Below are 20643 nucleotides of genomic sequence, written 5' to 3' on the forward strand. Positions count from 1 at the left end.
ATTCCATCGCGTGAAGTTTGCGTTACAATGTCGGTTCGTGCGCGACCCGTCATCGCGCCAGGTCTCAATTTCACGCCTGCAATGGGTGCAGGCGATAGATTGAAGGAGAAGTTTTGGTAGTCATCCGTCTGGCACGTCATGGTGCCCACAAAGCCCCGTTCTATCGCATCGTGGTCGCCGATCAGCGCAAGAAGCGCGACGGTCGTATCATCGAGCAGGTCGGCACCTACGACCCCGCGGGGGATCCTTCGGTCATCGATCTCGATGTTGCCAAGGTCGATGAGTGGATTGCCAAGGGCGCTCAGCCGTCCGATCGCGTTGCCAAGATCATCGCGAGCGTGAAGAACGAGCCGCTGCCCGAGAAGCTCGCTCAGCGTATCGCCAACAAGACCGAGGCCAATCGCATCGCCGCCGAGGAAGCCGCCAAGAAGGCCGCCGAGGAGGCAGCTCGCAAGGCAGCCGAGGAAGCCGCCGCTGCGGCTGAGGCTGAGGCCGAGGCTGAAGAGGGCGAGTCCGAAGAGGCCGGAGAAGAGTAGGCCATGGTCGAGTCGTTCGAAGACGTCACGCAGCTCGTCCGCACGCTCGTCGAGCAGATTGTCGAGAATCCCGAGGCGGCGACCGTTACCGGTACCGACCAGGAAAACGGCGAGCTGTTCATCGAGATTGAGGTCGACGAGAGCGATATCGGTAAGATCATCGGTCGTCAGGGCCGTATCATCAAGGCGATTCGCACGCTTGCTCGCGCTGCTGCCTCGCAAGACGGTTTCCGTGTCGAGGTCGAGCTCGCCGAGTAGCAGCTGTATGTCTCGTACAGAATACGAACTTGTTGCCCGTGTCGGTAAGGCACGCGGGCTTGAGGGGGAGGTTACGGCCACGACGGCCGGCAACCTTCCCTTTTCCGTCTATGAGGGCTTGCACGTCCACGTCGTCCCGCCCACGTTGCAGGGCCCGCGCGAGCTTGATGTCATATCGGTGAGCGAAGGTGCGGGCAATACCTACCAGCTGCGCTTCGAGGGCATTGACACGATCGATGCCGCCGAGCAGATTGCCGGACGCTTTCTTCTGGCTGACGTGCGCAATCTCGAAGGCCTCGATAATCCCCTGCTCGAGATTGGACGCACGGTCGTTGACGAGCGTCATGGCGAGCTTGGCGAAATACGTGAGGTCATCGAGACAGCCGCCCATGACGTGTGGGTCATTGACGGTCCGTATGGGGAGGTGCTCGTCCCGGTCGTGGACGAGGTCATCGTCTCGTATCCCGAAGCTGCGGACGAGGCCATTCGTACGCGCGTCATGGACGGTTTGATCGAGTCATGATTGCCGAGACGCTCTCCGTTTTCCCCGAGATGTTCGAAGGGGTCATGTCAAGCTCCATACTTGGCCGCGCCCGCAAAAAGGGCATACTCGACTTTCACGCCTATGACCTACGTGATTGGACTCATGACAGGCACCGCACGACCGATGACGAGATTTACGGGGGAGGGGCCGGACTGCTCATGTGCTGCCCACCCATTTTCGAAGCCATCGAGAGCATCTGCTCGACGGGCCCCAAGCCTCACGTCATCTTCTTCACGCCTACGGGCCGTCCCTTCAACCAGGATATGGCCGCCGAGCTTGCGGGCTATGAGCGCCTGCTCATGGTATGCGGGCGTTACGAGGGTATCGACGAGCGTGCCTATACGCTTGCGGATCGCTGCATCAGCCTCGGTGATTACGTTTTGACGGGCGGCGAGCTTGCTGCCATGGTCGTTACCGATGCGGTGTGCCGTTTGCTTCCCGGTGCGTTGGGAGATGAGAACAGCGCCGTCGAGGAGTCCTTTGCCGACAACCTTCTCGAGTTTCCGCAGTATACGCGACCCGCTGTCTATCGGGATATGGAGGTACCCGAGGTGTTGCTCTCGGGCAATCACGGGGCGATTGCGGCATGGCGCCGACGTGCCGCCATCGAGAGGACGGCTCTGCTGCGCCCCGACATGCTCGATGCCGCCAAGCTCACGGACGAGGAACGAGCGTACGCAGATACCATTCGTTCCGATTCTGACTGAGATACCGGTCTGGTCGCGCTATCATATACGCTTACATGTTTGTTTTTGAGGGAAGGAAAGGGGTGCATTCGTGAAGAAGAACTCGCCATTACGCCTGGTCATCGAGATACTTCTCATCATCGTGGTTGCCGTTGGCCTGGCCACGCTCTTCACGCGTTTTGTCATGCAGCCCTACGAGATTCCCTCCGGCTCGATGGAGCAGACCATCGAGATAGGCGATCGCGTCTTTTCCGAGAAGCTGAGCTACGCCTTCGGCGAGCCTGCCCAAGGCGACATCATCACCTTCGAGGATCCGTCCGACCCAGAGCGCGTGCTCATCAAACGTGTCATCGCCACGGGCGGTCAGACAGTTGACCTGCGCGATGGCGCCGTATATGTGGACGGCGTACGCCTCGACGAGCCGTACACGCAGGGCAAGCCGAGCAACGACCTGAATTCGGGCATCCAGTATCCCTATGTGGTACCCGAGGGCTATGTTTGGGTCATGGGAGACAATCGCACGAACTCCGCGGACAGCCGCGCCTTTGGCGCCATCAACACGGAAGACATAACGGGACGTGCCGTGTTCAGGTACTGGCCCCTCGACCGCATCGGCACATTGTAGAAGCAAGCAGACCATATCGCATGGTACGCACGATTGGATAGAGAGCATGCTGACCTTTCAAGACATCATTTTGACCCTGCAACAGTACTGGGCAGACCAGGGCTGCGTCATCTTGCAGCCATATGACTCCGAGGTGGGGGCGGGCACCTATCACACCGCGACGGCGCTGCGCGCGCTCGGTCCCGGTGCCTGGAAGACGGCATACGTGCAGCCGTGCCGTCGCCCGACCGACGGTCGCTATGGCGCCAACCCCAATCGCATGCAGCACTACTACCAGTTCCAAGTCATCCTCAAGCCCTCTCCCGATGACGTCCAGGAGCTCTACCTCGGCTCCCTGCGCGCCATCGGCATCGAGCCGCATCAGCATGACGTGCGTTTCGTCGAGGACGACTGGGAAAGCCCCACGCTGGGTGCCTGGGGTCTGGGCTGGGAGGTCTGGCTCAACGGCATGGAGGTCACGCAGTTCACGTACTTCCAGCAGGTCGGTGGCATCGAGTGCGATCCCGTTCCCGCCGAGATCACGTACGGCCTCGAGCGCCTCGCCATGTACATCCAGGGCGTTGACAGCGTTTACGACCTTGTCTGGAGCAAGGGGCCTGATGGCTCGATTTTCACCTATGGCGACGTCTTCTACGAGAACGAGCGCGAGCAAAGCGCATATGACTTCGAGTTCGCCGATGTCGACATGCTCTTCGCGCGCTTCGATGCTTCCGAGCGCGAGTGCATGCGCCTGCTCGACTTGGGACTGCCGCTTCCCGCCTACGATTGCGTCATGAAATGCAGCCACGCCTTCAATCTGCTCGATGCGCGCGGCGCAATCTCGGCGACCGAGCGCATGGCCTACATCCTGCGCGTGCGCACGATGGCAAAGGCCTGCTGCGAGTCCTATCTCGAGCATGTGATCGAGAAGGGCGGCGCCTACATCGCCTCGCAGGATGGCCCGCGCGAGCTAGACGGCGACGCCGAGAAGGAGGGGGTCGCATAATGAATGCATCCAAGCTTGTCCTCGAGATCGGAACCGAAGAAATTCCCGCCATGCCCCTCTATGCGGCAACGCGTGATCTTGCCGATGCGGCACAGCACGCCCTCGACGAGGCACGCGTCGCCCACGGCGAGGTCGTCACCTATTCAACGCCACGTCGCATGATTCTCGTGGTCGAGGACCTTGCCGACGCAAGCGAGGCACTCTCCATGCGCGCCAAGGGCCCCGCCGCCGCGATCGCCTTCGACGATGATGGCAAGCCCACGAAGGCTGCCGAGGGCTTTGCCCGTGGCAAGGGCGTTGACGTCTCCTGTCTCGTGCGCGAGGCGGACGAGAGCGGCAAGGAGTATGTGTACGCCTTGGTCGAGGAGCCCTCCCGCAAGACGGCGGATATCCTGTCCGACCTGCTTGCCGGCCTCATTGCAGGCATCAGCTGGCCCAAGTCGCAGCGTTGGGGCAGCGGTCATGTCACCTTCTCGCGTCCCGTGCGCTGGCTCATGGCCCTGTATGGCGACGAAGTCGTGCCCGTCGAGTATGCCGGCCTGGTTGCGGGCCGCATCTCGCGCGGTAATCGCCTCATGGCCGACCGCGAATTCGAGTTCGCGAATGCCTCCGACTTGCCGGCCGCCTACGAGGAGATGAAGGTCATTCCCAGCGCGAAGAAGCGCGCGCAGGCCATTCGCGGTCAGATCAACGCCATCGAGGCCGAGACGGGCCTCAAGGCCGACACTCCCAAGGGCACCTTCGACGAGGTCGTGAACCTCGTCGAATATCCCACCGTCATGCTCGCGCACTTCGATGAGCGTTTCCTCGACGTCCCGCCCGAGATCATCACCGACGCGATGCTCGAACATCAGCGCTACTTCCCGATGTACCAGCCCGATGGCACGCTCGACAACGCGTTTCTCATCGTGAGCAACGGTGATCCCGCCTACACCGAGACCATCGTCGCAGGTAACGAGCGCGTCGTGCGCGCCCGTCTCGACGATGCGGCCTTCTTCGTGGTCGAGGATCGCCGTGAGCCGCTCGAGAGCTACGTCGATGGCTTGAAGCGCGTCGTGTTCCAGGAGAAGCTCGGAAGCGTCTACGACAAGACCATGCGCATCGTGAAGAACGCCGAGGCCGTCTGCGACGCCGCCGGCATCACGGGCGCCGAGCGCGATGACGTCGTGCGCACCGCGCTGCTGTGCAAGGCCGACCTCATCACCAACGCGGTCGTCGAGTTCACCTCCCTGCAGGGCATCATGGGTGGTCACTATGCGCGCTTCTCGGGCGAGACGCCCGAGGTCGCCCTCGGCATCACCGATCACTATCGTCCGCGTTTTGCCGGAGACGAGCTGCCGCGCAACCTTGCAGGCACCGTCACCGCGTTCTCCGACAAGCTCGATACCGTCTGTGGCATCTTCGCGATTGGCGCGGGGCCCACGGGTTCTTCCGATCCCTTCGCGCTGCGTCGCGCCGCCATCGGCATCATCAACATCCTGCTCGATGGCCTCGACGTCTCGCTTGCCAAGCTCATTGACGTTGCGCTCGATAATTACCGCGACGTGGTCGATTTCGACTTCGACGAGGTGCGTGAGCAGGTGCGCGCCTTCTTCGCGACGCGCCTCGAGGTCATCGCACGCGATCGCGGCTACGCGCCCGATTGCATCGCCGCCGTCATGGCGACGGGGATGTTCGAGCCTGCCGAGACGCTGGCGCGCATCGATGCGCTTCAGACAGCACGCAACGAGCAGCCCGAAGTCTTCGAAAACCTGGCGACGGCTTACACGCGCGCGGCAAATCTTGCCGATGCCTCCCTTGGTTGCGATGCTGACACATCGATCATGGAGGCACAGGAGCTTGCGCTGGCCGATGCCGTTACTGCTGCCCGTGACGCGGTTACGGCCGCCCTTGCGGATGGCGCCCATCTTGATGCCATCGAGGCGCTTGCAAGTCTGCGCACGCCCATCGACAACTTCTTCGACGCCGTGCTCATCATGGATGACGACGCGGCCTTGCGTGAGATGCGCCTGCGCCTGCTCAACAGCTTCGTTGCCGTGTTCGCCAACGTGGCCGATATCGGCAAGATGGCCAAGAAGTAGGCACGTCATGGGCGATATGCCTACGCTGCCGACCATCCATGTCATCAGTGACTCGATGGGCAATACGGCCAAGACCATCGCTCGCTCGGCAGCGAGCCATTTCGGCGAGCTCGACCCGAATATCACGGTGCTTCCGTACGTCAGGTCCTTCGACCAGATTCGCTCGTTTCTCGAGGAAGAACAACGCCTGCATCGCCAGATGTACAACGACGATCGAATCATCGTCTACTACACCCTTGTCATTCAGGAGCTGAGGGATGCGCTGGAATCGTATCTTGCAGATCATCCCAACATTTACGCTGTCGACGTCCTGTCGGACTCCATTGCGGTCATCGAACAGGTGAGTGGCAAGACTCACAATCCCGCTCCCGGCGAACAGCATAAGATCAACGATCAGTACTTCCAGCGTATCGAGGCAATCGAGTTCACCGTCAGTCACGATGACGGTCTGCTCACGCAAGACCTGCCCGAAGCCGACATCGTGATTCTCGGCGTCTCCCGCACGAGCAAGACGCCGACGTCCATCTATCTGGGGCAGCAGGGGTACAAGGTTGCAAACGTTCCTCTTGTCGAGGGTCTCGAGCTTCCCAAAGAAGTCTACGAAGTTGACCGCGAGCGCCTCTTCGGCCTCATAACCGATCCCTCCGTGCTCGTTGGCGTGCGCAAGACGCGTATGGGTGGCCAATTGGGGCAGTCGAGGTATGCGGACATCGATGCCGTGACGTTGGAGCTCGACCGTGCGCGTACCATCATGCGCGGGCTCGGTTGCGTCATCATCAACACGAAAGACCGCGCTATCGAGGAGACGGCACAAGAGATATTGCGCCATTACAATGCCGCATTCCCCCGTATTCCGTCTCCCCACGGCTCGTTCGTTCTTCCCGTGTAGGGTCATGGACCAAAGGCGTTTCAAATACCCTATAATATCGAACATTGGAAACGGGGATTCTCGCACTTTGCAATGCACCGCTTCCTCTCCGACATGAAAGAAAGGATAGGCAAGATGGATCGTGACAAGGCATATGTTCTCTGGTTCGACGAGCTTCGCCGCGAGGACGTCGAGATCGTAGGCGGAAAGTCCTCTTCTCTGGGCGAGATGACTTCGGAGACCGATGTCCCCGTACCCTATGGCTTTGCCACCACGGCATACGCATACCGTCAGTTCATGGAAAGGACGGGTCTCGACAAGGAAATCCGCGAGGAGCTCAAGAAGCTCACGGACGTCGAGGACTCCGCGCTGCTGCGTGAGGTGACCGACAACATCCGTGCCATGATCGTCGCCGAGGAGATGCCCGCAGACATCGTCGAGGCCATCAAGGACGCCTACGCCGAGCTCGGCAATAAGATGCACGTGGATGATCCGTTCGTCGCTGTGCGCTCTTCTGCCACTGCAGAAGACCTTCCCGATGCCAGCTTTGCCGGCCAGCAGGACACCTACCTCAACGTGCACGGCCCCGATATGGTCGTGCAGAAGATCAAGGAGTGCTACGCCTCCACCTTCACCGATCGCGCTACCTACTATCGCGAGAAGACGGGCTTCGATCACCTGTCCATCGCACTTTCCGCGACCGTCCAGATGATGGTCTTCTCCAAGGCCGCAGGCGTCATGTTCTCGCTCGATGTCACCAACGGCAATGACAAGGTCGTCACCATCGAGGGTTCCTACGGTCTGGGCGAGATGGTCGTGCAGGGCGCCGTCACGCCCGACAACTTCGTCGTTGACAAGGCAACGGGTGAGATTACGCGTCGCATCATCTCGGACAAGCACATCAAGATGATTCGCAAGCCCGAAGGCGACGTCGAGGAAGTCGATGTTCCCGCCGATGAGCGCAAGCAGCAGGTCATTACCGACGAGCAAATCAAGGAGCTCGCAGACTACGCCAAGCAGCTCGAGAAGCATTATGGCTGCTACATGGATATGGAGTGGGGCATCGACGAGCGCGACGGCAAGGTCTGGCTGCTCCAGGCGCGTCCCGAGACGGTCTGGTCGCGCAAGAAGGCCGATGGCGAGGTTGCCGATGAGGCAGACGACGCCGCAACCGAGAACCTCGATGTCATCGTCACCGGTCTGCCGGCCTCTCCCGGCAAGGTCGCCGGCAAGGCACATGTCATCACCGATCCCGCCCTCATCGACGAGTTCAAGGATGGCGAGATTCTCGTCACCACGATGACCGCTCCCGACTGGGTTCCCGCCATGCAGAAGGCACTTGCCATCGTCACCGATGCCGGTGGCATGACCTGCCACGCCGCCATCGTCAGCCGCGAGATGGGCATTCCCTGCATCGTCGGCACGGCGAGCCGCTCGCAAGAGGCCACGGCCTCGATCCAGGACGGCCAGGAGATCACGGTCGATGCCTCCAACGGCACCGTGTACGCCGGTATCGTCAAGAGCATGGTCTCCGAGGCACCTGCTGCCGATGCCGCACCTGCGGCTGCTGCCTACGTGGCTCCTGTCACGGGCACCAAGATTTACATGAACCTCGGCAATCCCGACCTCGCCGAAAAGCACGGCAAGCTCCCGTGCGACGGCGTCGGCCTCATGCGCGAGGAGTTCATCTGGACCACCTTCATCCACGAGCACCCCATGCATCTCATCGAGACTGGCCGCGCCAACGAGGCTGTCGACATGCTCGCCGAGGGCATGCGCAAGGTCGCGAGCGCTCTTTCCCCGCGCCAGGTCGTGCTGCGCCTCTCCGACTTCAAGTCCAGCGAGTACCGTGGCCTCACCGGCGGCGACAAGTACGAGCCCGAAGAGCCCAGTGCGCTGCTTGGTTGGCGTGGCGCGTCGCGTTACTACGATCCCAAGTATCTTCCGGCCTTCAAGCTCGAGCTCCAGGCCATCAAGAAGGTTCGTGACGAGTACGGCTTCAAGAACCTCCAGGTCATGATTCCGTTCTGCCGCACCGTCAAGGAGGCCGAGATCGTCACGGGCATCATGGCCGAGGAGGGCCTGGTGCGCAGCCCGGACTTCAAGATCTGGCTCATGGCCGAGATTCCCAGTAACATCATCATGGCCGATCAGTTCAACAAGTTTGTTGACGGCTACTCCATCGGCAGCAACGATCTCACCATGCTGATTCTGGGCCTCGACCGCGATAACGAGATTATCCAGGATGTCGCCGACGGCCGTGACCTCGCCGTCAAGCGTGCCATCCGCCATCTTATCGAGGTCGCTCACAGGGATGGCAAGACTGTGTCCATCTGCGGTCAGCTCCCGAGCATCTATCCGGAGTTCTGCGAGTTCCTCATCAAGAGCGGCATCGACTCCATCTCGGTCAATCCGGATGCGGTCATCCACACCAAGCAGATTGCGGCTCAGATCGAGCACAAGATGATGCTCGACAAGCTCACAGGTCGTGGCAAGGAAGAGGCCGAGGACCTCACCTGGTAAGCAATCCAGCTTCACCACATCGAGCAGGAGAGGGGCGACCGCATTGCGGCCGCCCCTTTTTTCATGTGCCAAGGACGCACGTGTCAGGGGGTCTGACCCCTTGGCATATGCATCGTGTTGGGGCTGATGGCCCGGAGAGGGTAGGGCCGAGGTTTAAGGGAGCGCACCGTTAAGACCGCGAAGCGGGCCGTCGGGAAGCGACCATCGAGGCCCCCCGGACCATCAGACTCGCTATATATCCCACTGGTACGTGCGCATGTCAACGTGGCCGTCGTCTTTGAGCTCGATGCCCTCTTCGGTCAGGAGCGCAGCCTGCTCGTTCCAACCGGGCACAAGACGACCTACGGCGTTTACGACGCGATGGCAGGGATACTCGCCGTAGAACTGCGATTCCTTGAGCACCTTGCCCACGAGGCGCGCGTTCTTGGGCCTGCCGATGAGTCGGGCAATTTGCCCGTAAGTCGCGACGCAACCTGAGGGAATCTCGGCAACGGTCTCGAGAATCTCATAGACGAGATCATCGTCGAGCACATGACCGTTGCTTGAGCTTCGTGCCTCGCGAGAGAATATCTCCTCGAAATCCAATTAGATCCTCCTGCAAATGAATGGGCTGCGGCCAGCGAACAGACGCGCAATGACCGAAGCATCTATACGCTGCTGCCCATTTTCTAGAAAGTATACGCAAAATTGCACGGCTCACTGTGAACGAAGTGTCGCCTGAATTACAATTACCGCATCTGTGTAATCTCAACCATGAAGGAGCTTGCATATGGCTGACGCTATTGCTGGCGAACTGACCATCGCCGAGGATGTCATCACCGACTTGGCCGGTTATGCCGCCCTCGAGAGTTATGGCATCGTGGGCATGGCCGCCCCGACGCTTTCCGATGGAATTGCCAAGCTGCTGCCCGCGAGTCGCCTGCGTCGCGGTATCAACGTCGAGAGGACCGATGATGCCATCGACATCGACCTGTACGTCATCATCGAGCACGGGACCAATCTCGCCGAGGTGAGTCGCATGCTCGCCGACAAGGTCAAGTTCACGCTCGAGGATGGCGCGCAATTGCCCGTTCGCAATGTGAACGTCCACGTGCAGGGCGTGAAGGTTCGCGATTAGCAGCTTGTAGGATTCGATACTCAACAGGGATATATCCATGAACATTGACGATATTCGCACATGCATCGCCACCGCTTCCGCAGAGCTGTCTGCGCGCAAGGAAGAGATCAACCGCCTCAACGTCTTTCCGGTGCCCGATGGCGATACGGGAACGAACATGTCGCTGACGATGGAGTCTGTGGCTCGTGAGGTTGCTGCCTTGCCGTTGAATGCCGATGGCGCCGCCCTGTGCAAGGCCGTAACGCACGGCTCGCTCATGGGCGCACGTGGCAATTCGGGCGTCATAACGAGTCAGATTCTGCGCGGCCTTTGCGAGGGACTTGTGGATGCCACCGAGTACAGCACAGAGACCATTGCCCGCGCGATGGCACGTGCCGTCGAGGTTGCCTTCCAGGCCGTACGTAAGCCGGTAAAGGGCACGATCCTCACCGTACTCGAGGATTGTGCCGCCGTTGCGCAGCAAGCCTACGAGGAGGGACTCGACGTTACCACGACGCTGCATGCCATTTCGGACGAGGCCCTTGCTTCGGTCAAGCGTACGCCGGAGCTTCTGCCCGTTCTCAAGGAGAATGGCGTTGTCGATTCGGGCGGTTTTGGCCTGGCCATTCTTACCCAGAGCTTCATCGCCGCGTTGACTGGCGAGCAAGCCCACCTTGCCTCTGCCGAGGATTTTACGCATGCCGAGGCGAAGGTCGCCATCGAGCATGTACGTGACTGGGCGGGTTCGGACTACATGTACTGCACCGAGTTTCTCCTACACAGCGACGAAGTCGATACGGTCGAGGCACTCGAGTTTCTCGCGTCTGTCGGGGATTGCGAGCTGCTTGTGGGCGCTCACCCCGACTTCAAGGTGCACGTGCACACGGACACACCGGGTACGGTGCTTACCTACATGACGGATCGCGGTCAGGTCTCCGAGGTCTTCATCCACAACATGGTGCTCGAGAGCGAGGAGCGTGCCGATGGCATCGCTGCCGATGAGGCATCACGCCAGCCCGCCGAACGCAAGCCCATAGCGTTTATCGCCGTTGCCGCGGGTGAGGGCATGGCTAACATTTTGCGATCCCTCGGTGTTGACCATGTCGTTTCCGGCGGTCAGACCATGAATCCCTCGACGAAGGACCTGCTCGATGCCATCGAGCAGGTAAACGCCGACTCGGCCATCCTGCTTCCCAATAACAAGAACATCATCATGGCCGCCAACGCCGCTGCTGATAATGCCGATATCCCGTGCAGGGTCGTTCCCACAAAGTCAACGCCCGCGTCGTTTTCCGCAATGCTCGTCGCAAGTCCGGAAGGTGATCTCGATGAAATCGCCGAGGCCATGACCGAGGCGCTCGACGAGGTCAAGTGCGGCGAGGTGACAACCGCCATCAAGGACTCCAAAACTTCGGATGGTCACGAGATTCATCCGGATGACGTTATCGGTATCGCCGACGGCTCGCTCGATGTTGTGGGCAAGAGCGTCGAGGAGGTTACGCTCGCCCTCATCGACGAGCTTAACGATGACCTCGACTCGCTCACGCTCCTTGCGGGAGAGGATTTTGCCCAAGAGGATTTCGAGAAGCTCGTCGAACAGGTCGAGGAACTGTATCCCGACCTTGAAGTCGATGCGCAACGCGGTGAGCAGCCGCTGTATCCCATCGTTTTCTCGATCGAATAGGACCGGATAATTCAGGAGATGCAGATGGAGAAGATAGCGATCGTTACCGATAATTCATGCGATGCGTCTGATGCCGAGCTTGCCGAGCTTGGTGTCGAGTGTGTGCACCTCAGGGTCATCGAGCCCGACGGCACGCATTTTCCCGAGGACAACACCGTCGAAAATATCGAGGCCTTCTACGATTACATCGTCGATTGCGACGAGCTGCCCTCGACGTCCATGCCACCGCTGCTTGACTTCGCCCAGCTTTACACCGACCTTTCCCTTGCCGGCTACACGCACGTGATTTCCCTGCACATCTCGTCGCGCATGTCGGGGACCGTCCATACCGCCCGTATGGCCGCCGAAAGCGCTCCCATCCCCGTCGAGGTCATTGATACGCGTTGCAATACCGTCGCTCAGTTCCTTTTCGTGCGTCGTATTGCGCAGTTGCGCGAGTACGGTCTGAGTTTCGACGAGCTGGTCGAGGCCGCACACGAGCTTGTGGGAAAAACGAGTATCTGCTTCATGCTCGACAAGCTTCGCAATCTCGTCAAGGGGGGCCGCACCGGCAAGGCGACCGGTCTTGCCGCGGCTTTGCTCAAGATCAAGCCGCTTCTCACGGTCGATCCGGAAGGCGAGGTCGAGATGTTCGGCAAGGCCAAGTCACCCAAGCGCGCCGTCACCAAGCTCGTGCAGCGCTACAAGGAGCTCGAAGAGCACCTCGGGCCACTCGAGTGCTGTTTTGCCCATACGCGCAACATGGGTGGCGTTGATGACTTGCGCGAGGCCATGATCGAGGCGGGCATCAAGCTGGTTGAGGTCGGCGTGCGCATGGTTGGTCCTGTCATCACGACGCATGTCTCGACCGGCTGTTTCGGCTTTGCGTACATCCCGCAAGACGAGCGGGTACTAGGGCTTGCATAATGACATCACGCGGGGATTCCGACTTTCTGCTTGATTGCGATGTCGGCAAGATACGTGCCGTGAGTCCTGCACGCGCGAAGAACCTCTCCAAGCTCGGTATCTCAACGGTGCGGGGATTGCTCGAGAACTACCCACGCCGCTACATAGACCTTTCCAACGTCGAGACAGCCGCCCGCGCTCCCATCGGTCAGTTTGTGACCGTTGTGGGCACGGTCGATGAGGTTGTCGAGAAACAACCGCGCAGGCGCCTGCATATCCTCGAAGTGTCCGTCTTCGACGGTACGGGCGTCATCATCGCCACCTGGTTCAGGCAGCCCTGGATGGCTGCCAAGTTCGAGCGTGGCATGCGCGTCGCGTTTTCGGGGAAGGTCACGTTCGAGTACGGGTTCAAGCGCATGGCCAATCCCTACGTCGCCTTCTTGGGCGAGCCGGGTCAGGAGCAGACGCGCCTTGTCCAAATGCTCGCCGTGCACCCGGCTACCGAGGGTATCTCGACAACGTGGATGCGCCGCTTCATCGCAAACGCGCTTGAGCAGACGGCGGATATGAGCGACCCGCTTCCCGTCGCCTTGCGGCTCAAGCATAGGCTCATCGGCAAGAAGGCGGCCCTGCGCCAGATCCACTTTCCCGAGAACCGCACGCAGATGCTTCAGGCTCGCAAGCGCCTGGCTTACGAGGAGGTCTTGCGCCTGCAAATCGAGATGATGCGCTTGCGCCGTGCCGAGACACGCGATGGCGAGCCGACTGCCCACGTGCCAGGGCAACGGATGGATGAGCTACGCGCGCAGCTTCCGTATACGCTCACAAGCGAGCAAGAGCAGGCCATTGCAGACATCGTGGACGATATGACCGCACCGCGCAGCATGAACCGGATGCTCCTGGGAGATGTCGGTACGGGCAAGACCATCGTCGCGGCCTTCGCCTTGGCGCTCAGTGCCGACAGCGGATGCCAGGCGGCCATGATGGCGCCGACCGAGGTGCTTGCGCGCCAGTACGCGAGCAAGCTCGGCCCGCTCTTCGATGCGGCGCACATCAGCTGGGGCATCCTTACGGGAGCGACCGATTCCGAGGAGCGCGAGCGGCTCCTGGAAGAGGCGCAAGATGGCACGCTCCAAGTGCTCTTCGGGACACATGCCCTCATCGAGCCCACGGTGAGTTTCGCGCATCTCTCGCTCGTCATCATCGACGAACAGCACCGCTTCGGTGTCAACCAGCGTGCGGCCCTGCGCATGAAGGGGCCAGGCTGTGACCTACTCGTCATGACGGCTACCCCCATTCCACGCACGCTTGCGCTCACCCTATACGGTGACCTCGAGACGAGCTACATACGCACGCGCCCGGGCAACGTTCAGCCAACGCATACGGAGCTCATCTCACGCGACGCGCGGGGAAGGGCCTACGAGGCGATCAAGGAGGCCCTTGCACAGGGGCGGCAGGCCTATGTCATCTGCCCGCTCGTGGGTTTGACGCGCGAACGCAGGGCCGAGCGCATCGAGGACGGATCGCTTTTTGCCTCGCTCGTGAACGGAAGCGATATCTCCGATCCCAAGGCCGCCGAGGAGGAAGCCGCTCGTCTGCAGCGCGATGTCTTCGCGGGCTACCACGTTGGGCTGCTTACGGGTCGCATGAACGCGGAGGAGAAACAGCGGGCCATGGATGCCTTCAATGTGGGCGATATCGACGTGCTCGTTGCCACGACGGTTGTCGAGGTGGGTGTGGACGTCCCCAACGCGACGATGATGCTCATAGAGGATGCCGAGCGCTTCGGCCTCTCGCAGTTGCATCAGTTGCGTGGACGCGTGGGACGCGGTGCGTATCCGGGGACGGTCTTTCTCGTGGCAGACCCTGGCAAGGACGATGTCGATATGCGAGCACGCCTCGATGCTTTCGTGAGTACGACGGATGGCTTCGAGCTTGCAGAGGCGGATTTGCGCACGCGTCACGAGGGTGACGTGCTCGGCAGTAGGCAACATGGTGCCGAGACGCTCAAGCTCGTCAACGTCATCGATGACGCGCAGCTCATCGCCTGCGCGCATGCAGATGCGCTCGAGATCCTTGATGCCGATCCGGATCTCGTCGCGGCCGAGCACAAGGCGCTTGCCGCCGACATCGAGCGGACATTCGCAAATCTGGACGAGACGACGAGCAGGGGAGCGTAGCATGCGCATTATCGCTGGTGAGTTCAAGGGCCGCATCATCGAAAGCCCGAACGAGAAGACGACGCGTCCGACGACCGATCGCGTGCGCGAGTCCATCTTCTCGTCCATCTACTCACGTCTGCCCGAGCTTGCCGCCGTGGATGTCCTCGATGCCTTTGCGGGCAGTGGTGCCCTGGGTATCGAAGCGCTTTCGCGTGGTGCGCGCAGTTGTACCTTCATCGAGCGTGACCGTACCGCCCGTGACGTGCTTGAGCGAAATCTCGCTTCCCTTTCCCTGAAGGCGCCACGCGTGCGCGTCATTGCCGCCGACAGCTTCGATGCCGTCGCGCAGCTTGCGCCTCATGGCCCCTTCGGGCTCGTCCTGCTTGATCCGCCCTATGCCGAGGTGCCCGCGCGTGTCCACGAGCTACTTGGTGAGCTCATCGATTACGGGAAGCTCGTCCAAGGGTGCGTCATCGTCTACGAGCACGCCCTGCAAGGCAAGGAGGCCGTTGCCGAAGAGTTCGGCATAGACAGGCGCTTCGTGCTCGATGGCCAGAAGAGATATGGCAAAATCGGCGTGACGTACCTGAAGTTCCACGATCGCGAGGATTAGGCATGCATAAGCTCTTGGTTCCCGGAACCTTTGACCCCATCACCTTTGGCCACCTGGACGTCATTCGACGCGCGAGCTGCATGGCCGACGAGGTCATCGTCGGCGTCGCCGCATCGCAGGGCAAGCGTGGCGGAACGCTTTTCACGCTCGACGAGCGCATCGAACTTGCCCGCGAGGTCACGGCGGAGTTCGCCAATGTCGAGGTCGTCGGCTTCGATAACCTGCTTGTTGATTTCGCGACCTCCATTGGCGCCACCGCTATCGTCAAGGGCCTGCGTGCGACGAAGGACTTCGAGTACGAGTTCCAGATGGCCATGCTCAACTTCCGCCTTGCCCCCGAGCTGGAGACCCTCTTCGTCATGTCATCCCCCGATTACATGTACGTCTCCTCGTCCATTGCCAAGGAGCTCGCCTCGTTGGGTGGCAGCACGGAGGGCATCGTTCCCCCGATCGTGGGAGAGGCCCTCGCCAAGCGCCTGGGGTAGGATGAGGCGGGACGACATGGAAGGGGCACCGCCTCGACGGTCGCTTCCCGACAGCCCGCTTCGCGGTCTTTACGGCGCGCTCCCTTAAACCTCGGCTCAACCCCTTCCATGTCATCTGCGCCCCATCCATGCGCACAAGCGCTGCTGCTTCGTATATAATCAAAGGCTCTATAGCTAAACCTGGGCTCATGCGAGCCCATGCAACTTGAGAAAAGGAGGCGATACGTGAAACCTTTGCACATCATGGACACGACCTTGCGTGATGCCCACCAGTCACTGTGGGCGACGCGCATGGAGACGGGCGACATGCTCCCCATCCTGTCAAAACTCGATCAAGTTGGGTATTGGTCCATTGAGATGTGGGGCGGTGCGACATTCGATACCTGTCTGCGCTTCCTCGACGAGAATCCCTGGGATCGTTTGCGCGTCGTCAAGCAACACTGTCCCAACACGCCGTTGCAGATGCTCACGCGCGGACAGAACCTCATCGGCTATCATCACTATTCACGTGATATCGTCAATCGCTTCATCAAGGCCGCCCATCGTAACGGCATCGATGTCTTCCGCGTCTTCGACGCACTTAACGATATCCGCAATGTCATCGACAGCGCCGAGGCGCTCAACGAGTGCGGTGCCCATTTCGAGGGCGCCATCAGCTACACCATGAGCCCGGTGCATACGCTTGATTCCTACATCGAGTATGCCTCCGAGCTCAAGGCGCTTGGCGCCAAGTCCATTTGCATCAAGGACATGGCGGGCATGCTCACGCCGTATCGTACGGAGCGCCTGGTCAACGCCCTCAACCAAGAGGTGGGCCTGCCCGTTCACGTGCATTGTCACTACGTGGGTGGCATGGCCCCGGCCAACTACATCAAGGCTGCCGAGGCCGGTGCCTCGATTGTCGACACCGCATCCGCACCGCTCGCTTTCGGCAACTCCCAGCCGGCCGTCGAGATGATCGTCGCTGCGCTCAAGGAGTCCGAATACGATACGGGCCTCGACCTTGACCTCCTCTTCGAGATTTCGGATTACTGGGAGGAAATGCGCATCAAGAAGGGCTTTAAGCGCGGCATTTCCACGCTTTCGCATATGCGCGTCTACAGCCATCAGGTTCCTGGTGGCATGATGAGCAACCTCGTGAGCCAGCTCGAGATTCAGAAGGCGTCCAATCGCATGGACGAGGTTCTCAAGGAGATTCCCCGCGTACGCGCCGAGGTCGGCTATCCGCCGCTTGTCACGCCCATGTCGCAGATCGTCGGCACGCAGTCTGTTTTCAACGTGCTCACCGGCAAGCGCTGGTCGGTCATCTCCAAGGAGATGAAGGACTACATCGCCGGTTACTACGGCAAGGCACCCGGCAAGATCGATCCCGCGATCCAGAAAGCCGTGCTCGGCGACGAGCAACCGCTCGCCCCGGACGTTGCCCCGGGCTCGCTTGTCACGACGACCTACGACGAGCTTGCCGAAGAACTCGGGGATCTCGCCAAGAGCGAGGAAGACGTCCTCATGTACGCCATGTTCCCCAACGAGGCACGCCAGTTCCTCGAGAAACAGCGCAAGATCGAGAATACAAACTTCTTAATGAACGATGCCGTGAGCATCACCAAGGAGGAGGACTACGTGGACATCGCACAGATTCGTGACCTCGTGAAGCTCGTCGAGGAGTCCGGAGTCGGAGAGATCACCGTCGAGGAAGCCGGCGCCAAGGTCACCATTCGCACCCCGGGCATGCAGCCTGCTGCCTACGCCCCGGCCCCCGTCATGCCCCAGGCCGCTTCGGCGCCTGCTGCGGCGGAGGCTCCCGCACCCGCTGCCGCTTCGACGCGACCGGCGAGCTGGAAGCCCGTTACCGCCCCGATGGTCGGCACCTTCTACGCCGCGCCTTCGCCCGACGCCGATCCCTTCGTGACGGAGGGCGCAACGGTCGGCGCAGGCGAGACGCTGTGCATCGTTGAGGCCATGAAGCTCATGAACGAGATCGCCGCCGAGGAGGCGTGCGTCGTGCGCGAGGTCTGCATCGACAATGCCGCGCCCGTCGAGTTCGGCACCGTCATGTTCTACGTCGAGCCCACCGCCGAGTAGGAAAGGCCCGGATCGCGAATGCTTGACAAGATTCTCATCGCCAATCGTGGCGAAATCGCCCTACGCGTCGTGCGTGCCGCACATGAGCTCGGCATCAAGTGCGTCGTCGTGTATTCGGAGGCCGATAAGGACACGCGCGCTGTCGAGATGGCAGACGAGAGCGTCTGCATCGGTCCGGCGCCATCCGCGCTCTCGTACCTCAACATCCCCAATATCATCGCGGCTGCCAAGATCACCGGCGCGCAGGCCATCCATCCGGGCTACGGCTTCCTTTCGGAGAACGCCGATTTCGCCCGTGCCTGTGCCGATAACGACATCATCTTCATCGGCCCGTCACCCGAGTGCATCGATTCGCTCGGCAACAAGGCGGCGGCCAAGGCGACGATGAAGGAGCTTGGCGTTCCCACCGTGCCCGGTAGCGACGGCCCCGTCGATACCGTCGAGGAAGCACGTGCGTTTGCCCACGAAGTCGGCTATCCCGTGCTTATCAAGGCATCGGCTGGCGGCGGCGGCAAGGGCATGCGCGAGGCCAATGACGACGACGAGCTCGAGAAGATGTTCGTCGCCGCGCGTACCGAGGCGGCCAACGCCTTCGGCAACGACGAGGTCTATCTCGAGAAGCTCATCCGCCGTCCGCGTCATGTGGAGATTCAGATCATCGCCGATACGCATGGCAACGCCATGCACCTCTGCGAGCGCGATTGCTCGATTCAACGCCGTCACCAGAAGCTCATCGAGGAGGCGCCCTGTCCCGTCATCGACGAGGAAACGCGCCAGGCGATGGGCGAGGCCGCGCTCAAGGCGGTGCGCGGCGTGGGCTATGTCAACGCCGGCACCATCGAGTTCCTGCTCGATACGGATGGCAGCTTCTACTTCATGGAGATGAACACGCGCGTCCAGGTCGAGCATCCGGTTTCCGAGCAGATCACCGGTGTCGATATCATCAAGCAGCAGCTCATCGTCGCTTCGGGTGACCCCATCACCTGTGCGGACCTCGCACCGATGTCGCCGAAGGCCTGCGCCATCGAGTTTCGCATCAATGCGGAAGATCCGGCGCATGATTTCCGTCCCTGCCCGGGTACCATCACGCGCTTCGACATGCCGGGTGGTCCAGGTGTGCGCGTCGACACGCACCTGCGCACCGGTGACGCGATTCCTCCCACCTATGATTCGCTCATGGCAAAGCTCATCGTATGGGGTGACACGCGCGAGGAGGCCATTGCACGTGGCAAGCGCGCCCTTGACGAGTTCGTCATCGAGGGTGTCGCCACGACGATACCCTTCCATCGCCGCGTGCTCGACAACGCGACGTTTAACTCAGGTATGGTGTACACGGATTTCATCGAAACCGAAACGAATGGGGGACAGCTGTGAAGGAAATCGACCAAGGCTACGTGATTGATGGCATCACCATTGCTCCCGGTGTTGTCGAGACAATCATCTCGCTTGCCGCGGCGGAGGTCCCCGGCGTTGCCGGTGTGGGCACTGCCGGTGCCATCTCGACCATCCGCTCGGCCTTCAATGCGGGCAATGCCATCCCCACCAACGGTATACGCATCGAGCCGCTTGGCGATAAGCAAGTCGCCGTGACCATCTCCATTCAAGCGTATTACGGCTACCGCCTCGTCGAGATCGCCGAGAACGTACGCAAGGCCATCGTCGATGCGCTCGCTGCCCAGATTGGCGTCACGGTGACGTCTGTCGACGTGCACGTAGACGCGCTCTCTTTCGAGGCGTAGGCGAGCCATGGCCGCACTTCGGCATGAACACACGGCTGCCCGCCGCGAGGCATTGCAGCTGCTCTACACCGGTGAGCTCATGGGTCTTCCGCTCGATCAGGTTGCCGACGGTAACGAGACCGAGCTCTTGCTCGTTCCCGAGTGTCCTCAGGGCGTAAGCGATGCCGACCTCGTGGGCGTCGATCTCGTTGCCTATGCCTCGACGTTAGTCAACGGCATTGCCGGTCATATCGACGAGCTCGACGAGCGCATCGGGTCGACAGCCGAGAACTGGACGCTCGAGCGCATGCCCATCGTCGATCGCAACATCATCCGCATTGCCACCTATGAGATTCTCCATTGCGATGAGATTCCCACGGGCGTCGCCATCAACGAGGCCGTCGAGTTGGCAAAGGCCTTCGGGACCGACGAGTCACCGAAGTTCGTGAACGGCGTCTTGGGACGCATCGCGAGCGAGGTCTGCGGCGAGGATGCCGCTCAGCTCGATGCGAATGCGCTCGAGCCGCAAGCTTCGATAGATGAGGTATGACGATGTCAGAGAGTTCCAAGGAAACATTCGGCGAGGTCCGAGCGCGGCTCGATGAGATTGTCTCCGAAGTGCGTAGCAAGGACGTCTCCCTCGAGAAGAGCCTCGACCTTTACGAGGAGGCTATCAGGCTTGGCAATCGCTGTGCCGAGCTCATCGACAAGCCCGATTACACGGCGGCCGAGATTGCCGAGGCCAACGAGGTCGTCGAAGCTGGTCAAGAAGAGGGTCCCGAGATTACGATCTAACATCGAAGATCGGACAG

The 20643-nt window shown here is 60.8% G+C and carries 21 protein-coding genes; 20 read left to right on the plus strand and 1 reads right to left on the minus strand.

Annotated elements, in window-relative coordinates; genetic code table 11:
* Nucleotides 1–113: 113 nt before the first annotated feature.
* The 9 genes from rpsP to ppsA all read left to right on the plus strand — a co-directional run bounded on the left by rpsP (nt 114) and on the right by ppsA (nt 9106).
* Nucleotides 114–536 carry a 30S ribosomal protein S16 gene (gene rpsP / locus OIM11_04115; GenBank protein ID HJJ00317.1) on the plus strand — a complete coding sequence of 141 codons (423 nt, stop codon included), beginning with the start codon at nt 114–116 and terminating at the stop codon, nt 534–536.
* A gap of 3 nt (nt 537–539) precedes the next feature.
* Entirely contained in the window at nt 540–794 is a 255-nt protein-coding gene (locus tag OIM11_04120; GenBank protein ID HJJ00318.1) for a KH domain-containing protein, read from the plus strand.
* A gap of 7 nt (nt 795–801) precedes the next feature.
* Nucleotides 802–1317, plus strand: a complete 516-nt coding sequence (locus OIM11_04125) for a 16S rRNA processing protein RimM (protein HJJ00319.1) — start codon at nt 802–804, stop codon at nt 1315–1317.
* A complete protein-coding gene (gene trmD / locus OIM11_04130) occupies nt 1314–2045 on the plus strand; it encodes a tRNA (guanosine(37)-N1)-methyltransferase TrmD (GenBank protein ID HJJ00320.1) in 732 nt (243 codons plus the stop codon). The genes OIM11_04125 and trmD overlap by 4 nt, the downstream gene beginning before the upstream one ends.
* Nucleotides 2046–2115: 70 nt before the next feature.
* A complete protein-coding gene (lepB, locus tag OIM11_04135; GenBank protein ID HJJ00321.1) occupies nt 2116–2649 on the plus strand; it encodes a signal peptidase I in 534 nt (177 codons plus the stop codon).
* A gap of 37 nt (nt 2650–2686) precedes the next feature.
* Nucleotides 2687–3634 (plus strand): glycine--tRNA ligase subunit alpha, encoded by a 948-nt coding sequence (gene glyQ, locus OIM11_04140; GenBank protein ID HJJ00322.1) that lies wholly within the window; start codon nt 2687–2689, stop codon nt 3632–3634.
* Entirely contained in the window at nt 3634–5715 is a 2082-nt protein-coding gene (gene glyS / locus OIM11_04145; GenBank protein ID HJJ00323.1) for a glycine--tRNA ligase subunit beta, read from the plus strand. Before glyQ ends, glyS begins: the two co-directional genes overlap by 1 nt.
* Nucleotides 5716–5722: 7 nt before the next feature.
* Nucleotides 5723–6604, plus strand: a complete 882-nt coding sequence (locus OIM11_04150) for a kinase/pyrophosphorylase (protein ID HJJ00324.1) — start codon at nt 5723–5725, stop codon at nt 6602–6604.
* Between the two features lie 114 nt (nt 6605–6718).
* Entirely contained in the window at nt 6719–9106 is a 2388-nt protein-coding gene (gene ppsA, locus OIM11_04155) for a phosphoenolpyruvate synthase (GenBank protein HJJ00325.1), read from the plus strand.
* Nucleotides 9107–9337: 231 nt separating this feature from the next.
* Here ppsA and OIM11_04160 read toward each other — a convergent pair whose 3' ends face one another.
* Nucleotides 9338–9637: an MGMT family protein gene (locus OIM11_04160; protein ID HJJ00326.1), complete on the minus strand. Its 300-nt coding sequence runs from the start codon at nt 9635–9637 to the stop codon at nt 9338–9340.
* A gap of 238 nt (nt 9638–9875) precedes the next feature.
* Between OIM11_04160 and OIM11_04165 the strand changes: the two genes are divergently transcribed.
* The 11 genes from OIM11_04165 (at nt 9876) to xseB (ending at nt 20626) form a co-directional block, all read left to right on the plus strand.
* Nucleotides 9876–10223: an Asp23/Gls24 family envelope stress response protein gene (locus OIM11_04165; protein HJJ00327.1), complete on the plus strand. Its 348-nt coding sequence runs from the start codon at nt 9876–9878 to the stop codon at nt 10221–10223.
* Nucleotides 10224–10260: 37 nt separating this feature from the next.
* Nucleotides 10261–11886 (plus strand): DAK2 domain-containing protein, encoded by a 1626-nt coding sequence (locus tag OIM11_04170; GenBank protein ID HJJ00328.1) that lies wholly within the window; start codon nt 10261–10263, stop codon nt 11884–11886.
* Nucleotides 11887–11910: 24 nt separating this feature from the next.
* Entirely contained in the window at nt 11911–12792 is an 882-nt protein-coding gene (locus tag OIM11_04175; GenBank protein HJJ00329.1) for a DegV family protein, read from the plus strand.
* On the plus strand, nt 12792–14951 hold the full coding sequence (gene recG, locus OIM11_04180) for an ATP-dependent DNA helicase RecG (GenBank protein ID HJJ00330.1): 2160 nt from the start codon (nt 12792–12794) through the stop codon (nt 14949–14951). The genes OIM11_04175 and recG overlap by 1 nt, the downstream gene beginning before the upstream one ends.
* A 1-nt stretch (nt 14952) precedes the next feature.
* Nucleotides 14953–15546, plus strand: a complete 594-nt coding sequence (rsmD, locus tag OIM11_04185) for a 16S rRNA (guanine(966)-N(2))-methyltransferase RsmD (GenBank protein ID HJJ00331.1) — start codon at nt 14953–14955, stop codon at nt 15544–15546.
* Between the two features lie 2 nt (nt 15547–15548).
* The gene (gene coaD / locus OIM11_04190; protein HJJ00332.1) at nt 15549–16031 is read left to right on the plus strand and encodes a pantetheine-phosphate adenylyltransferase; all 483 of its coding nucleotides are present in this window, start codon (nt 15549–15551) and stop codon (nt 16029–16031) included.
* 225 nt (nt 16032–16256) lie between these two features.
* Entirely contained in the window at nt 16257–18113 is a 1857-nt protein-coding gene (gene accB / locus OIM11_04195) for an acetyl-CoA carboxylase biotin carboxyl carrier protein (GenBank protein HJJ00333.1), read from the plus strand.
* A gap of 18 nt (nt 18114–18131) precedes the next feature.
* Entirely contained in the window at nt 18132–19487 is a 1356-nt protein-coding gene (gene accC / locus OIM11_04200) for an acetyl-CoA carboxylase biotin carboxylase subunit (protein ID HJJ00334.1), read from the plus strand.
* A complete protein-coding gene (locus tag OIM11_04205; protein ID HJJ00335.1) occupies nt 19484–19852 on the plus strand; it encodes an Asp23/Gls24 family envelope stress response protein in 369 nt (122 codons plus the stop codon). The genes accC and OIM11_04205 overlap by 4 nt, the downstream gene beginning before the upstream one ends.
* A 7-nt stretch (nt 19853–19859) precedes the next feature.
* Nucleotides 19860–20381 carry a transcription antitermination factor NusB gene (gene nusB, locus OIM11_04210; GenBank protein HJJ00336.1) on the plus strand — a complete coding sequence of 174 codons (522 nt, stop codon included), beginning with the start codon at nt 19860–19862 and terminating at the stop codon, nt 20379–20381.
* A 2-nt stretch (nt 20382–20383) separates the two neighbouring features.
* Complete coding sequence (gene xseB / locus OIM11_04215) at nt 20384–20626, plus strand: exodeoxyribonuclease VII small subunit (GenBank protein ID HJJ00337.1); 243 nt, start codon at nt 20384–20386, stop codon at nt 20624–20626.
* Nucleotides 20627–20643 lie beyond the last annotated feature (17 nt).

This window comes from Coriobacteriaceae bacterium, from assembly GCA_025992705.1.
GTDB lineage: Bacteria > Actinomycetota > Coriobacteriia > Coriobacteriales > QAMH01 > QAMH01.

Excerpts from the sequence above, each read along its gene's own strand:
- OIM11_04120 (HJJ00318.1), top strand. The coding sequence starts at position 540 with ATGGTCGAGTCGTTCGAAGACGTCACGCAGCTCGTCCGCACGCTCGTC.
- OIM11_04125 (HJJ00319.1), top strand. The coding sequence starts at position 802 with ATGTCTCGTACAGAATACGAACTTGTTGCCCGTGTCGGTAAGGCACGC.
- trmD (HJJ00320.1), top strand. The coding sequence starts at position 1,314 with ATGATTGCCGAGACGCTCTCCGTTTTCCCCGAGATGTTCGAAGGGGTC.
- glyS (HJJ00323.1), top strand. The coding sequence starts at position 3,634 with ATGAATGCATCCAAGCTTGTCCTCGAGATCGGAACCGAAGAAATTCCC.
- OIM11_04150 (HJJ00324.1), top strand. The coding sequence starts at position 5,723 with ATGGGCGATATGCCTACGCTGCCGACCATCCATGTCATCAGTGACTCG.
- ppsA (HJJ00325.1), top strand. The coding sequence starts at position 6,719 with ATGGATCGTGACAAGGCATATGTTCTCTGGTTCGACGAGCTTCGCCGC.
- OIM11_04165 (HJJ00327.1), top strand. The coding sequence starts at position 9,876 with ATGGCTGACGCTATTGCTGGCGAACTGACCATCGCCGAGGATGTCATC.
- OIM11_04170 (HJJ00328.1), top strand. The coding sequence starts at position 10,261 with ATGAACATTGACGATATTCGCACATGCATCGCCACCGCTTCCGCAGAG.
- OIM11_04175 (HJJ00329.1), top strand. The coding sequence starts at position 11,911 with ATGGAGAAGATAGCGATCGTTACCGATAATTCATGCGATGCGTCTGAT.
- recG (HJJ00330.1), top strand. The coding sequence starts at position 12,792 with ATGACATCACGCGGGGATTCCGACTTTCTGCTTGATTGCGATGTCGGC.
- rsmD (HJJ00331.1), top strand. The coding sequence starts at position 14,953 with ATGCGCATTATCGCTGGTGAGTTCAAGGGCCGCATCATCGAAAGCCCG.
- coaD (HJJ00332.1), top strand. The coding sequence starts at position 15,549 with ATGCATAAGCTCTTGGTTCCCGGAACCTTTGACCCCATCACCTTTGGC.
- accC (HJJ00334.1), top strand. The coding sequence starts at position 18,132 with ATGCTTGACAAGATTCTCATCGCCAATCGTGGCGAAATCGCCCTACGC.
- nusB (HJJ00336.1), top strand. The coding sequence starts at position 19,860 with ATGGCCGCACTTCGGCATGAACACACGGCTGCCCGCCGCGAGGCATTG.
- xseB (HJJ00337.1), top strand. The coding sequence starts at position 20,384 with ATGTCAGAGAGTTCCAAGGAAACATTCGGCGAGGTCCGAGCGCGGCTC.